Raw genomic sequence first — 13887 nt, forward strand, 5'->3', positions numbered from 1 at the left:
ACATGTACCGGTCGAGAGAAGGCACGCCTTCCACACCACTCATAGTGCTCGCCATTGGCGGGCTCTATGTGGCGCAAAGCGTGGTGGGTGGCATCACCTGGACGGGTCTACCCGCCGTCATGCGCGAGCGCGGGCTGCCTTTGGATCAACTCGGCCTTCTTTCACTCATCGCGCTTCCCTGGGCGTTGAAATTCCTCTGGGCGCCCGCCATCGACCGCTACCGCCTTCCGGCAAGCGGTCGCAACCGTTCGCGCCGCGTGGTGCTGATCGGCGGGGGAGTTTCCGCTCTCGGCTTGGCTCTGGTGGGCCTGCTCGGGCTTGGCCACCTGCCCGCCGTTCTCGCCATCCTGACGGTCATCGCCTGCGCGGCGGCCACCGTGGATATCGCAACCGACGGCTATGCCGTCGAGACCCTGCCGCGCACGCAACATGGCTGGGGCAATGCCGCGCAGGTGGGCGGAGCCTATCTTGGTTCGGCCATCGGCGGCGGTCTTTTCCTCGTCTTCGTGTCGTGGCTCGGCTGGCAGGTTGGCGTATGGTTGATGGTAGGGCTTATCCTGCTTCTCGGTCTGCCCTTCGTCACCCGCCTCTCCTTCCCCGCAGCCGAACGCAGCCACACGCCATCGCTGAAATTCGCACTTGCCCGACCTGAAATACGACGTGGTCTTCTGGTCGCTGCCATTTTCGTCATCGCACAGAAAGGCGGCATGCTGTTGCTCGGGCCATTCCTGGTCGATGCCGGACTTTCGATCTCGACAATCGGCATAATCAACGGCGTCAGCAGCCTTTTCATCGGCAGTGCTGCCGCGCTCGCCGGTGGCGCATCGGTACGTCTTTGGGGCGCCCGCATGGTCATGCTCACCGCATTGGTGATGCAGGCGGCCGCCCTCTTTTTCTTCTCTGCCTTCGATCTCCTCGGCACACTGCCGACATGGGCACTGGCAGGCGTTGCCGTGCTCTCCGGTTCCGCGATCATGGCCTTCGGCTTCGTCGCGCTCTATGCGCAATTCATGGCCTGGTCCGACCCGCGCCAGGGTGGTGTGGACTTCACGCTGTTCCAGTCGACGGATGCAGCGCTCAGCATGGTGGGCGGTCTCGCCTCCGGCTTCCTGTCTGCTCATTTCGGTTATGGCGTCTTCTTTGCGCTGGCAGGCAGCGTGGCCGTCATCGCCATCCCGCTTCTGGTCATCATCACCACCGCCGGAGAAGGCCAGTGAATGCGATGACAGGTTTCAAAGCCGAAACACGCGTTACGCTTGCCGATCCGCGGGGCCTTCTCGCCCGCCTGCGCGAGCATATGGGTGAGCACGGCGTGGTCACCGGCAATGAAGGCTGCTGGCGGGTTATGCTGGAGCTTGGCATCGCCGAAGCGCGGCTCGAGCCCGATGGCCTCGCCTTTACCGTGGAAGCGGGAGACGCCACATCGCTTTCCTTCCTGCAATGGAGCGTGGCGGAGCATCTGCAGGAACTTTCCGTCGGCGAATGCCCCGCGATCCACTGGCTGGGCGGCATCGAAGCAGGCAGTCCGCTGCCCTATTTCCGCGAAATGGTGGTTCATGCCACGCGCCAGATCAGCCCGAAAATGCGACGCATCACGCTGCGGGGTGAAGACCTCGCCCGCTTCGCGGTCGGCGGCCATCACATACGCCTGCTGTTTTCTCCGCGCCCCGGCGTGATCCCGGTATGGCCGGTCATGGGAAGTGACGGGCGACAGGCATGGCCCGAAGGCGAACGCCCGCTTCTTCGCGTCTACACGATCCGCCGCATAGATGTGGAAGCCGGTCTGATCGATGTGGATTTCGTGCTGCACGAAGGCGACGACGTGCCTGGTGCAGGTTTCGCTGCATCGGCACGTCCCGGCGACATTGTCGGCATGATGGGCCCGGGCGGCGGCGGTCTTCCTGCTGGTGATCGCTTCCTTCTCGCCGGTGACGAAACCGCCATTCCCGCGATTTCCCGTATGCTTGAGGAGATGTCGGAGGGTGCTTCCGGCACCGTCTATATCGAGATCGCAAATGATCGCGAGCGTCAGCAGCTCGTCTCGCGCGGCAATTTCCTCATCCACTGGCTGTCGCGCAATGAACGTCCGGCAGGCACGACCAATCTTCTGGAAAGTGGGGTGCGCGGCGAGTGCATTCTGACCGGCCTGCGGGACGGCGCTTTTCTCTGGGTCGGCTGCGAGCACAAGGCGGCCTCCGCCTTGCGCAAATTTGCCAAAACCACCCTGAAGCTTCCCCGCGAACGCCACCAGATCACCGCCTATTGGCGGCGCGGCAAGACGGGCGACTAGCGGCTAAACCGCCGAGCGCACATTAAGCCCGACGCTGTAGACTGATGTCGTGGCGGTAATGAACATGCGGTTGCCCCTCGGTCCGCCAAAGCACAGATTGGCGACAACTTCCGGCACCAGTATCTTGCCCAGAAGCGTGCCGTCAGGTGCGAAACAATGCACACCGTCACCGGCAGAGGTCCAGACATTGCCAAGATGATCGACACGCAGGCCGTCGGGTATGCCGCAGTCGATTTCGGCAAAGACACTGCCGCCAGAGACCGTCCCATCCGCACCGACATCGAAGGAGCGGATGATGGTTGGCACCGTGTCATCATGGCTCGCACCAGACTCGGCCACGTAGAGCACGCTTTCATCCACCGAGAAGGCAAGGCCGTTCGGCTGCACGAAATCCGTGATGACGGCGCTCATTTGCCCGCTTTGCGGGTCGATGCGGTAGACATTGTGGCTCGCCTGTTCCGGCTCGGCCTCATAACCCTCGTAGTCCGAAAGGATGCCGTAAGTGGGATCGGTGAACCAGATCGCGCCATTGGACTGCACGACGACATCATTCGGGGAATTCAGCCGCTTGCCTTCGAAACTGTCCGCCAGCACCGTGCGGCTGCCATCGTGTTCGGTGCGGGTTACTGAACGGCTGCCATGCTCGCATGTCACGAGCCTGCCCTGCCGGTCGCGCGTATTGCCGTTGGAATAGTTGGACGGCTGGCGGAAGACCGACACCTGGCCGTCAGGCGTCAGCCGCATCATGCGTTCGGCGGGAATGTCGGAAAACAGAAGCACCTGCATGTCGGCAAACCAGACCGGCCCTTCCGTCCACTCGAAGCCGCTCGCCACCTGGTGCAGATGCGCATTGGGCTGGATCAGCGGGCGGAAACGCGGATCGATGATCTGATACGGATTTGCCTGGCTCATCGCGAGCCCTCCTTTCCGGCCGCTGCGGCCACGATGGTGATGATGATGACGCCTGTCATGATGAGCCTGACGCCCGCACCCAATCCGTAGGAGTTGAGCATGGAGACGATCAGGAACATCAGGAGCGCGCCGCCCCAGATGCCCGGCACATTGGAATTGCCGCCCGCGATGGAGGAGCCGCCAATAACGACGACCGCAATCGAGATCAGAAGATATTCCGCACCCATGTTCAGTGCTGCCCCACCGGAGAAGCTGGCGAGCAGATAGCCCGTCAGCCCCGCAAGAACGGCTGCACCGATGAAAGTGGAAGCGAACATGAGCTGCACCGGTATTCCGCTCAGGCGCGCGGCGCGCATGTTCTGGCCGATGGCCGAAATCCAGCGGCCATAGAGCGAGCGTTCAAGGATGAACCAGGCGACAATCGCAATCGCGATGCCGACAAGCGCGACATTGGGCACGCCGAGCGTCGCGCCGGTCGCGAAATCGCTAAGCGCCTGCGGCGGCTTGATGCGCAAGCCCCGGTTCGACCAGATTGCGATAGACTGGTAGATGAAGGAGGCCGAAAGCGTCGCGATGATCGGCGGAATCCGCAATAGGCGGATCAGCAGATAGTTGAAGACGCCCGCACCGAAACCGACGCCAAGCGCCACCGCCAGCCCTGGCAGGATGAGGCTTGCGTCCCCGCCCATGAATTTCAGCGATAAGGTTCCAGCAAGGGTCATGGTCGCGGGAATCGACAGGTCCACATTGCCGGGTCCGAGCGTGATGATGAACATCTGCCCGATACCGACAATCGCGGAGAAGGCCGCAAAGGTGAAGGCCGCGGAAAGCAGCTCGCCCCCGCCCCGCCCTTCGGTGAGCAGCAGGGTTGCGGCAAAGGCAGCCGTGCTTGCCACATAGGCCCAGAACCAGGGCCTGCGCCATGTGGTGGAGAGGCTTTGCGAAAGCGTGTTCATGCCGCGCCTCCCTGTCCGCTTGTCTTGCGCGAAAAGATGAGGCGAACCGCCAGAACGAGGATCAGGATCGCGCCTTGCGCACCGATCTGCCAATCCGGCGACAGCCGCATGAAGGAGAGGAAGCTGCCCGCAAGCGCCAGTGTCAGCGCACCAAGCACGGCACCGACCGGAGACACGCGCCCGCCGGTAAACTCACCGCCGCCCAGAATGACACCTGCAATGGACAAGAGCGTATAGCGCAGCGCGATATTGGCGTCTGCCGAGGTTGTCAGTCCCACGAGGCAAACGCCCGAAAGCACGCCGAAGAAGCCGGCAAGCCCGTATGCCCCCGCCTTCAGCTTGGCGATTTCCCAGCCCGAGCGTGCGACGGCCTTGGTGTTGCCGCCCACGCCGCGCAGCAGCGTGCCGGTCGCCGAGCGCATGATGAGCAGATGCGTAAGTGCTGCAATCAGCACGCTTGCCACGATGGCCATGGGAACGAGAGGCGGTTTGACCGTCATGAGCGTGCGTATCCAGCCCGGTGCGGCTCCGCCCGGCGAGGGCAGGATGAGCACCGCAAGTCCGCCCCAGACGAAAGACATGCCGAGCGTGACAACTATGGCCGGCAACTGGCGCAGATGGATCAGCGCACCAAGTGCTGCATAGGCAAGGATAGAAGCACCGAGGATGAGGACCCCGATCAACGGTGCATCATTCAGGAAGGTCGCCGTCACGCAGGCCACGAAGCTGACAAATGTGCCGACCGACAGATCGATGTCGTTGACCATGATGATCATCATCTGCGCAATCGTTGCCAGCGCGATCGGCACGGCCAGATTGAACAGGAGATTGAGCCCGAAATAGCTCATGGCGCGCGGCTGCAGGTAAAACACCGCAGCCAGAAGCACGCCCAGCGAGATCACGGGCAGAAGAATGCGGAATTTTCCGTTCATGCAGCGTGCTCCTGCATTTCGAAGGAGGCTGCGAGGATGTTCTCCTCATTGATCTGGTCGCCGGTTAGTTCGGCCGAGATCTCACCATTGCGATAGACGAAGACCCGGTCGCACTGGCAGACCTCTTCCGTCTCGGTCGAATACCACAGGAACGTGCGGCCCGAGGCCGCCTCGCGGCGGATCATTTCATAGGCTTCGCGCTTGGTACCGACATCCACGCCGCGCATCGGGTCGTCCATGACGACGATTGGTGCGGTGGAGGCAAGCGCGCGGGCGAAGAGCACTTTCTGCTGATTGCCGCCCGAGAGCGAAAGGATTGGATTGTTCATGTCACCGGTTCGAATGCCGATCCGCGCCTTCCAGTCCGCGCCAAGTGTCTTTTCCGCGATACTGTCGACCAGCGACTTTTGCGTAAGGGACGGCAGATGCGTCAGCGTCAGGTTCTTCAGGATGGACCAGAGCGGCATGACGCCGTCGCGGCCACGGTCGCCAGCCACGAAAACCACTTCCGGCGTGGAGGCCTGGCGCATGGTTCCAGAGCGCGACATGAAGAAGCGCGACAGTGCTTCCGCCTGTCCATGGCCTGCAAGGCCGGCGAGCCCGACGATTTCGCCTTGGCGCGCGGAGAGGCCTTCCGGAGTGCTCAGTACCTGTTCGCCCATACGTTCATCAGCATTCTCGCGCACAGCCGTCACCGCTTCCTGCGAAGCAACATGGCCCATGGCGTCGATGAGGCTTTGCTGGGTAAAGCCTGATGTGGGCCGTGAATCAATGATGCGGCCATCCTTCATCACGTCGATGCGGGTTGCGACCTCGAACACCTCGCCAAGCATGTGCGAAATGAAGATAACCGCGCCGCCGCTCGCGCAGAAACCGCGCACATGGTCGAGTAGCTGACGGGCGATGGAGGCGTCGAGCGAGGATGTCGGCTCGTCAAGAATGACGAGTTTTGCAGGCGCGCTTGCCTCGGCAAAACCGGTGGCGATCTCCACCATCTGCCGTTCGGCCAGTGTCAGATCGCCCACCACCATGCCCGGCTCGATGCGGTGGCCGGGAAATATCTGGTCGAGCGCCTGTGCAATGCGCCTGGCCGCCCGCTTGCGCCAGCCCCAGCCTTTCAGGTCATGCTGGGGAATGCGCAGATTTTCCGCGACAGTCAGGTTCGGGCAGAGCGAAAGCTCCTGGAAAACGCTTCTGATGCCGGCTGCCCTTGCTCCTGCCGCGCCGGTGGCGCTGCTGCCATCGGCAAGGCGATATTCGACCGTGCCTCCGGTCGGTGTGAGGCCGCCATTGATGACATTGACTGCGGTCGACTTGCCGGCTCCGTTATGCCCGATCAGCCCGACACATTCGCCGGGGCTGATGGTCAGGCTCACCCCATCCAGCGCGCGCACCGCACCAAACTGCATGCGCACGTCGGAGAGTGAAACCAGTGGGGCAGGAGCCGGACTGCCGCTTGGGCTATCCGGCTTCAAGCTGTGCTCCCTTTTCAGTTGGCGTCGGCGATCACGGCCTTGGCGTCTTCAAGGCTGTATTCGACATTGGCCACGGAGCCTTCAGGTGTTGTCTCTAGCGCTTCGTCGAGCGTGTCCTGCGTCACCTTCAGGAATGGCACGGTCAGGTCCTTGGGCACTTCCGCACCGTCCAGAACCTGCTGTGCGACCCACAAAGCGAGCGTGGAAACACCTGGCGCGATGGATAGCGACAGCGTCTCATAGCCATTGGCATCGCGCTGCTCGGCCCACCACTTCATCTCGTCCTGGCGGTTGCCCATGACGATGATCGGCGTGTCGCGGCCGGCAGCCGCAATGGCCTGTGCAGCGCCATAGCCGTCACCACCCTGGGTAACCACGCCTTGAATGTCGGGAAGACTTGGCAGGATGCCGGCTACGGCCTTCTGCGCCACGTCCTGCGCCCAGTCGCCATGCACCGCGCCGACGATCTTGAACTTGTCATGTTCCTCGACGCCAGCCTCGATGCCCGCATGAATCTCGTCATCGACGAAGACACCGGCAAGGCCGCGGATCTCCAAAAGGTTGCCGCCATCCGGCAGACGACCGGCAAGATATTCCACCTGCTGACGGCCCATTTCCTGGAAATCGACCGCGATGCGCCATGCGCAGGGCTCGGTCACGATACCATCGAAGGAGACAACGGTGATACCGGCGTCGCATGCTTCCTTGACCGCACCGTTGAGCGCCGTCGGCGAAGCGGCATTAACGACGATCGCGTCATAGCCCTGCAGGATCATGTTCTGGATCTGCGCGGCCTGTTCGGTCGCCTGGTTTTCCGATGTGGTGAATGCGTCGGCGGCAGCGATCACGCCATCGGAGACGGCCTGGTCGCCGACCTTCTTCCAGCTCTCAAGCATGGCCTGGCGCCAGGAATTGCCGGCATAATTGTTGGAAAGCGCAATGCGCTTGTCGGATGTGTCGGCCTGCGCCAAAGCAGGCACGCAAATGGCCACGAGCGCAACCGCGCCCATGAGCTTGTTCCTCAAGGTCATAATTCCTCCCTGGCGCAGCGCGCCTTTTTCCCGACGCATCCTTTTCTCCCATGCGCCGGGATGAAGCCTATGCAGGGCGGACCATGTGGAATAGTGCTTCATGCGCAGCTTGATTGCGGGAACCCGCAACTGAGATGCGGACCTGATCCCACAGTTTGCTTGCCGCGTGAGGCACGCTGCCGCAAAATCTGCAAACAACGGGATAAGCGGGAGGAGCTTGTCACATGGCACAGGAACCTGCGCTTGCGCGCGAGGAGGAGCCGAACCCGCTTCTCTCGCTCCTGCGCATATCAAGCCATCTCGCCGGGCAGGTGGAGATCAAATCGGCCCTGCGCGCGGTAAAGGCGGAGATCGAGAACCTGCTGCCGATCGACCATCTGGATGTCTGCCTGATCGATGACGAGGTGCGGTGGAACACGAGCTATGAGGTCGGCCTTCACACGCGCTGGAGCCTGCGGCGAACCTCGGTGCACATCTCGCCGGTGCGCTCGATCCTCTATGGCGAGACGGACTACATGCTGACCGGCAATGCAATGGAAGACCCGCGCTACATGTTTCCCGGCGCAATCTCCGAGCCGATCCTGCGCCACCAGCTTAGAAGCCGCATCAATGTGGCGATGAAGGTGCTCGGCCGCACAATCGGCGCACTCAACTGTTCCTCCAACAAACCCGATCATTACAGCGAGGCGGATGTGGAGCGCATGCGCCATGTGGCCGATGTGCTGGCACCCTATTTCTATTCGCTGCGCGCAAACGAGCAGGCGAAACAGGCGGCGATCACCCGGGCTGAGGCGCAGGCGCGCGAGGAAGGTCTGCGCCAGGGTGCGCTCGAACTCACGCGCGCGCTGGAGCAGGAACGCCAGCGCATCGGGATGGATCTTCACGACCAGACGCTTGCCGATCTCACCCGCATCATGCGCGACCTTGAGCGGGCGGAGACCGTGCAGGAGCGCGCGGCGATCTCCAACCGCTTGCAGGACTGCATTCAGGATCTGCGCCAGATCATCGACACCGCCGTGCCGACCCTGTTGCAGATGTTCGGCTTCGTTCATGCATTGCGCATTCATCTGGAGCGTGCGGTTGGTGACGAGGGCGAGGTGGAAATCGCGGTTCATGACGAAACACACGGGCTGATTGACCGGCTGGATGCAACAACGCGCATCGCGCTTTTCCGCATCGCGCAAGAGGCCATCAACAATGCCGCAAGGCATTCCGGCGGAGACCGGATCGAGGTTCTGGTCGCACCCCACGGAAAGGGCCTGAAACTTTCCATCCGCGACAACGGGGTACCGCGCTTCGAGGACACCAAGGCCGCAGGCGGCCTTTCACATATGCGCACGCGCGCCCGCCTCATCGACGCAGCATTCCACATCCACACCGACAAGGGCACGGTGGTTGAGGTTGTGCTGGGCAACCCGGCATCGCCCCACCCCCGCCCGGCAAGGCAAGACGCATGAAGATATTGCTCGTCGAAGACGACAAGTTCCACCTGAGTTATTTGCGTGAGGCCGTCAGCCAGGCGATTCCCGAAGCCGAAGAAATTCTGCACGCGCTCAACGGTCGCGAGGGGGAGGAAGAAGCGCGGGAGCATCAGGTCGAAGCCATCGTCATGGACCTGCAGATGAAGGAGCGCAACGGCATTGACGCCGCGCGCACCATCTGGTCAGAGCGGCCCGCGACGCGCATTCTCTTCTGGTCCAACTATTCGGACGAAGCCTATATGCGCGGGATCGCCCGCATCGTGCCTGCCGAGACCTCCTATGGATATGTGCTGAAAACCGCCTCGCGCGAGCGGCTGCATCTGGCGCTGCGTTCGGTGCTGGTGGAAAGCCAGATCGTCGTGGATCGCGAAATCCATTCCGTGCAGCAACGCCAGACCCGCACCCATGCCACACTCACCGACAGTGAATATGCGGTGCTGATCGACATGTCGCTCGGTCTGCCGGACAAATGGATCGCCAAGCGGCAGAACATGTCGCTGCGCACGGTGCAGAACCGGCTGCTCTCGCTCTATGACAAGCTTGGCGTGGATGATCTGGAGGAAGCGCCGGACGACCTGCCGATCAACAAGCGCACGCGCGCCTTCACCCGTGCGCTCAGCTTGCGCGCAATCAATGCGGAAAGTCTGGAAAGTGCCGAGCGCGATTTGCGAAACTGGCTTCAGCGGATGAGCGGCTAGTCGCTGTCTGCCACTCGAAACACCTGCCCCTCCGGCCCATCGCCGCGAATCTCGCGCACAAGGTCCACGCGGCTGCCGTCCCAATGATAGTCGAGATGACGCCCCTGCACGGGGTTGGCCGCGCAATCGGGATAGAACAGGCCAGCGCAGGTGCCTTCCGGGCAGCGTACGCTTGGATAGACAACGCCGTTCGAGCCTGACTTGTAGAGTTCGAGACCGAGCCTCTGAGGCGCAGCGTAATCACTTTCGTGCAAACACGCCGTACCCTCTTCACCGCGCAGATCATGCAGCATGGCATCCACATCGAGCACGATCTCGCGGAATTGCGAGGTCCAGCCAGCAGGCTCCCTGGTTGCCGCCATGAAGCGGGCATGGTGGTGGATGGTTTCAAACAGCGCGACCTCAAAGCGGTCGCCGACATAAAGCACGCCGAACTGGCCTGCGCTGAAACGGCTCCGGCGGTCGGGGCTGACATGGGTGAAAGGCGCCATCAGCCATGTCGCACCGGGACCGGACACACGGCGATCAGGCGGCACGAGATCGAGATTGCCGATGGTCTCCATCAGGCGCGGATTGGTCTTCTGCTCCGCCGAAATCAGAAGCGGCCAGTCGGAGGGGTCCGCGATATCCTCGAACAGATCGATCGGCGGATAAAGGCTGCGGATGATGCGCACCGCGCCTTTCCAGACAATTTGGCTTTCGGGAATGTCGGAGGCTTCCGGCGTCACCAGCCGCCCCGCTCGGCATCGAGATAACGGCGCACGCGCATGAGGTCGGTCAGCTCACCGCCCAGCATGACATCAAGTGCGGTACGTCCGCCAAAGGCCTCGTTCGCGCGGCTCACCCACTCATAGGCGCGTTGCGGCTCGCGGAAGATGATACGCAATGCCTTGTGAATGCCGATCAGGTTGGACAGCCGCGCCTTCATGTCCCGGTCCATGCGGCCCGGCCCATCAGTCTTCCAGCGCGCATAGCTGCGCTGCGTCATGTCGAGTAGCGTGGCGGCCTGCTCCTCGGTCAGTTTCCAGCGGGCGAAGAGATTCACCACGGCACGAAACATCGCCGCCCCTTCCGCATCCGTGATGGGGGCGGGAACGAATTCGGCAGCTTTCGTGTCTATCGGCTGTAGCAGAACCATCTGCACCTCCTGTGCGGTACAGAGGAATATAGAACATCGAATGCCAGTTGGCAAGAAAATCGAATTTCCCTGCCAGCTGGCTTGGCGTTACTTCGCGGCCGTGATGATGACTTCCACCTTGTAGTCCGGCGTTGCAAGCTTTGCTTCGCCGCAGGCCCGTGCGGGCGTGTTGTCCGGATCGACCCAGGCATCCCAGACCGCATTCATCTCGGCAAAGTCCTTCATGTCGGCAAGCCAGATGATCGCCTGAAGGATCTTGGACTTCGACGTTCCGGCCTCGGCAAGCAGCTTGTCGACGGAGGCAAGCATGTCTTCCGTCTGCTCCTTCACCGTCTTGCCTTCGCCGACCTGGCCGGCCAGATAGACCGTATCGCCATGAATGACGATCTGGCTCATGCGCGGGCCCTTGTGATGACGTTCTACGCTCATGGTCATTTTCCCTCGTTGAAGCGTGTTGGTGAAAGCGGCTCTACCAGATGGTGGAGCTCGGGTGTGCGATTTTCGGCAAGTTCGGCTGCAAATTTCGAAAGGGCAGGCGCTGTCTGGATGCCATAGCCACCCTGACCGGCAAGCCAGAAGAAACCTTCCGTCCCTCCGTCGAACCCGACCACGGGCGAGCGGTCTGGCGCGAAGGTGCGCAGGCCCGCCCAACTCCGCTCGACGCGGGTAACTTCCATGTTCATCGCCTGCTCGAAACGATGAAGACCTTCGGCCAGCACCATGTCATCGGCAAAGGCATCATGCGGGTTCACGGGGTCTTCATCGCAGGGCGACACGAAAAGCCGCCCGCCATCGGGCTTGAAGTAGAAATCTTCGGTCACCTCGTCGACCAGCGGCCAGTGCGCCGCGTCGTAACCTTCCGGCACGGGCAGAACAGCCATGGACCGACGCAGTGGCTGCAGGCCGACAGGCGCGACGTTGCACCGCCGCGCGATTTCGTCCGCCCATGCACCGGCTGCATTGACGATGAGATTCGCGGTGATCTGGTGATCCTTCGTCTCAACCTTCCAGCAGCCATTCGCATGTTCGGCCCGCAGTACCTCCTGTCCGGTCAGAACGGAGGCGCCCTGCCCCTTCGCCTTTTTCAGCCAACCCTGATGCAGCGCGTGGACATCGATGTCCTGCGCATCTGCCTCGAATGCCGCAGCCTTCACGTAATCGGGCGAAAGAAGCGGCACCTTGGCAATCGCCGCATCCGCCGAGATCTCCTCGACGCCAACGGAGGTCGCCGCCAGCTTGCCGATCTCATGCGCACGTGCGCCGTCAGCGATATAGAGAATGCCGCGCGGGGTGAGCAGCGGATGCGGGAAATATTCGCTCTCAGCCTTGAACATGGGCCCGCTCGCCTCGTTGAGCGCGCGGATCGGGCCATTGCCATAATTGCGGATATAGATGGCTGCGGAGCGCCCCGTCGAGTGATAAGCAAGGTCGCGCTCCTGTTCGAGCACAAGCACCTTACGCCCTTCACCAAGGGCTGCCGCAAAGCCGATACCGGCCATGCCGCCGCCAATGACGAGGATATCAGTCTCGATCGCGTCCTTCATGGCTTCCTCCCCGGGTAAAAAAGAACCCGGCAGACAGGCTGCCGGGGTCAAAAGTCAGTCGTGCTGCTGTTCAGCCAAGATCTTTGGCAACGTCAGCCACCGCGGCTTCCGCAATGTCGAACATCTCGTTGACCTGGGCTTCGGAAATGATGAGCGGCGGGCAGAAGGCGAGCGCGTCGCCCATATTACGCGAGATGAGACCACGCTCCTGCATGGCGCGGTTGATGCGTCCGCCGACAGCACCGACATCCGGCGCCTTCTCATGGGCGAATTCCACCGCGCCGATCAGGCCAATGCCGCGCGCTTCCACGGCCATGTCCTGCTCGCCAAGCTGCTTCAGGCGCTTCATGAATTGCGGGCTGATCTCCTTCACATGGGAGATCAGATCACGCTCCTCGATGATCTTGAGATTTTCGAGCGCCACCGCTGCGCCGACCGGATGGCCGCTGCCCGTGTAGCCGTGGCCCCAGACCCCGATCTTGTGGGACTCGTCGGCAACCGGGCCATAAACCTTCTCGTTCACCAGAAGGGCGGAGACCGGCATGTAGGACGAGGAAAGCTGCTTCGACAGCGTCATGATGTCTGGCTGCAGATTGTAGGTTTCGGTGCCAAACATGTTGCCTGTGCGCCCGAATCCGCAAATCACCTCATCGGCCACGAAAAGAATGTCGTATTTCTTCAGGACCGGCTGCACCGCTTCCCAATAGCCGTCGGGCGGCACGATCACGCCGCCGGCACCCATAACGGGCTCGGCGAAGAAGGCGGCGATGGTTTCCGGCCCCTCCTTCAGGATCAGCTCTTCCAGGTCGACCGCACAGCGCTTTGCGAAATCCTGCTCGCTCTCGCCCTCCTTCTTCATGGTGCGGTAATGCGGGCAGGTGGTGTGCAGCACGCCCTCGATTGGCAGATCGAAGGAGCGGTGATTGTTGGGAAGGCCCGTAAGGCTGGCGGCAGCCAGCGTGACGCCATGATAGCCTTTCACCCGCGAGATGATCTTCTTGCGCTCCGGCTGGCCGAGCGCATTGGAGCGGTACCAGATCAGCTTGATCGCCGTGTCGTTGGCCTCGGAACCGGAATTGGTGAAATAGGCCTTGGACATCGGCACCGGAGCCATGTTGACGAGCTTTTCGGCCAGCTCGGCAGAGGGTCCGTGCCCCTTGTGGGTGAAGGTGTGATAATAGGGCAGCTTCTGCATCTGGCGCGTTGCCGCATCGATCAGGCGCTGCTCGCCAAAGCCGAGCGCCACGCTCCACAGGCCCGCCATGCCTTCGATATAGCGCTTTCCGTTATTGTCCTCGACATAGATGCCCTCGCCCTTCTCGACGATAAGCGGACCAGCCTCCTCATGCTTGCGGGCATCGGTGTAGGAATGCAGGTGATAGGCGACGTCACGTGCCTCGATGGAATTGGGCAGTGGCTTGTTCATGGCA

13 protein-coding genes and 1 pseudogene are annotated in these 13887 nt (G+C 62.0%); 4 read left to right on the top strand and 10 right to left on the bottom strand.

Annotated features, from left to right (window positions below):
• The first annotated feature begins 2 nt into the window (after positions 1–2).
• Positions 3–1217 (top strand): MFS transporter, encoded by a 1215-nt coding sequence (locus WA367_RS17715; protein ID WP_336058095.1) that lies wholly within the window; start codon positions 3–5, stop codon positions 1215–1217.
• A gap of 5 nt (positions 1218–1222) precedes the next feature.
• Positions 1223–2290, top strand: coding sequence for a siderophore-interacting protein (locus WA367_RS17720; RefSeq protein WP_336058175.1), 1068 nt, complete (start codon positions 1223–1225; stop codon positions 2288–2290).
• Between the two features lie 3 nt (positions 2291–2293).
• Here the strand turns inward: WA367_RS17720 and WA367_RS17725 are convergent, their stop codons facing one another.
• From WA367_RS17725 to WA367_RS17745, 5 genes and pseudogenes are all read right to left on the bottom strand, one after another.
• Entirely contained in the window at positions 2294–3202 is a 909-nt protein-coding gene (locus tag WA367_RS17725) for an SMP-30/gluconolactonase/LRE family protein (protein WP_336058096.1), read from the bottom strand.
• Positions 3199–4158 carry an ABC transporter permease gene (locus WA367_RS17730; RefSeq protein WP_336058097.1) on the bottom strand — a complete coding sequence of 320 codons (960 nt, stop codon included), beginning with the start codon at positions 4156–4158 and terminating at the stop codon, positions 3199–3201. Before WA367_RS17730 ends, WA367_RS17725 begins: the two co-directional genes overlap by 4 nt.
• 3 nt (positions 4159–4161) lie before the next feature.
• Positions 4162–5090, bottom strand: a pseudogene (locus WA367_RS17735) (ABC transporter permease); the annotation flags it as partial.
• Positions 5087–6499, bottom strand: coding sequence for a sugar ABC transporter ATP-binding protein (locus WA367_RS17740; RefSeq protein WP_336058176.1), 1413 nt, complete (start codon positions 6497–6499; stop codon positions 5087–5089). The pseudogene WA367_RS17735 and the gene WA367_RS17740, both read right to left, overlap by 4 nt.
• An 80-nt stretch (positions 6500–6579) precedes the next feature.
• Complete coding sequence (locus WA367_RS17745) at positions 6580–7596, bottom strand: ABC transporter substrate-binding protein (RefSeq protein WP_336058099.1); 1017 nt, start codon at positions 7594–7596, stop codon at positions 6580–6582.
• A gap of 224 nt (positions 7597–7820) precedes the next feature.
• On the opposite strand from WA367_RS17745, the gene WA367_RS17750 reads away from it, so the two are divergent.
• Together WA367_RS17750 and WA367_RS17755 are read left to right on the top strand one after the other, a co-directional pair.
• Positions 7821–9053, top strand: coding sequence for a GAF domain-containing sensor histidine kinase (locus WA367_RS17750; protein WP_336058100.1), 1233 nt, complete (start codon positions 7821–7823; stop codon positions 9051–9053).
• Complete coding sequence (locus WA367_RS17755; protein WP_336058101.1) at positions 9050–9775, top strand: DNA-binding response regulator; 726 nt, start codon at positions 9050–9052, stop codon at positions 9773–9775. The genes WA367_RS17750 and WA367_RS17755 overlap by 4 nt, the downstream gene beginning before the upstream one ends.
• Here WA367_RS17755 and WA367_RS17760 read toward each other — a convergent pair.
• From WA367_RS17760 to WA367_RS17780, 5 genes are all read right to left on the bottom strand, one after another.
• Positions 9772–10503 carry an RES family NAD+ phosphorylase gene (locus tag WA367_RS17760; protein WP_336058102.1) on the bottom strand — a complete coding sequence of 244 codons (732 nt, stop codon included), beginning with the start codon at positions 10501–10503 and terminating at the stop codon, positions 9772–9774. The genes WA367_RS17755 and WA367_RS17760 overlap by 4 nt on opposite strands.
• A complete protein-coding gene (locus WA367_RS17765; protein ID WP_336058103.1) occupies positions 10500–10913 on the bottom strand; it encodes an MbcA/ParS/Xre antitoxin family protein in 414 nt (137 codons plus the stop codon). The genes WA367_RS17760 and WA367_RS17765 overlap by 4 nt, the downstream gene beginning before the upstream one ends.
• Before the next feature lie 87 nt (positions 10914–11000).
• Positions 11001–11342, bottom strand: a complete 342-nt coding sequence (locus WA367_RS17770) for a RidA family protein (RefSeq protein ID WP_036487007.1) — start codon at positions 11340–11342, stop codon at positions 11001–11003.
• A gap of 2 nt (positions 11343–11344) precedes the next feature.
• The gene (locus WA367_RS17775) at positions 11345–12457 is read right to left on the bottom strand and encodes an NAD(P)/FAD-dependent oxidoreductase (RefSeq protein ID WP_336058104.1); all 1113 of its coding nucleotides are present in this window, start codon (positions 12455–12457) and stop codon (positions 11345–11347) included.
• 70 nt (positions 12458–12527) lie between these two features.
• On the bottom strand, positions 12528–13883 hold the full coding sequence (locus tag WA367_RS17780) for an aspartate aminotransferase family protein (protein ID WP_336058105.1): 1356 nt from the start codon (positions 13881–13883) through the stop codon (positions 12528–12530).
• Positions 13884–13887 lie beyond the last annotated feature (4 nt).

This window comes from Nitratireductor sp. CH_MIT9313-5, from assembly GCF_037029545.1.
Taxonomy (GTDB): Bacteria; Pseudomonadota; Alphaproteobacteria; order Rhizobiales; family Rhizobiaceae; genus Chelativorans.

Bases quoted from the DNA above. Each gene is read 5' to 3' on its own strand.
- WA367_RS17725 (WP_336058096.1), bottom strand. From the start codon at position 3,202: ATGAGCCAGGCAAATCCGTATCAGATCATCGATCCGCGTTTCCGCCCG.
- WA367_RS17750 (WP_336058100.1), top strand. From the start codon at position 7,821: ATGGCACAGGAACCTGCGCTTGCGCGCGAGGAGGAGCCGAACCCGCTT.
- WA367_RS17775 (WP_336058104.1), bottom strand. From the start codon at position 12,457: ATGAAGGACGCGATCGAGACTGATATCCTCGTCATTGGCGGCGGCATG.
- WA367_RS17770 (WP_036487007.1), bottom strand. From the start codon at position 11,342: ATGAGCGTAGAACGTCATCACAAGGGCCCGCGCATGAGCCAGATCGTC.
- WA367_RS17730 (WP_336058097.1), bottom strand. From the start codon at position 4,158: ATGAACACGCTTTCGCAAAGCCTCTCCACCACATGGCGCAGGCCCTGG.
- WA367_RS17745 (WP_336058099.1), bottom strand. From the start codon at position 7,596: ATGACCTTGAGGAACAAGCTCATGGGCGCGGTTGCGCTCGTGGCCATT.
- WA367_RS17720 (WP_336058175.1), top strand. From the start codon at position 1,223: ATGACAGGTTTCAAAGCCGAAACACGCGTTACGCTTGCCGATCCGCGG.
- WA367_RS17765 (WP_336058103.1), bottom strand. From the start codon at position 10,913: ATGGTTCTGCTACAGCCGATAGACACGAAAGCTGCCGAATTCGTTCCC.
- WA367_RS17715 (WP_336058095.1), top strand. From the start codon at position 3: ATGTACCGGTCGAGAGAAGGCACGCCTTCCACACCACTCATAGTGCTC.
- WA367_RS17755 (WP_336058101.1), top strand. From the start codon at position 9,050: ATGAAGATATTGCTCGTCGAAGACGACAAGTTCCACCTGAGTTATTTG.
- WA367_RS17740 (WP_336058176.1), bottom strand. From the start codon at position 6,499: ATGCAGTTTGGTGCGGTGCGCGCGCTGGATGGGGTGAGCCTGACCATC.
- WA367_RS17780 (WP_336058105.1), bottom strand. From the start codon at position 13,883: ATGAACAAGCCACTGCCCAATTCCATCGAGGCACGTGACGTCGCCTAT.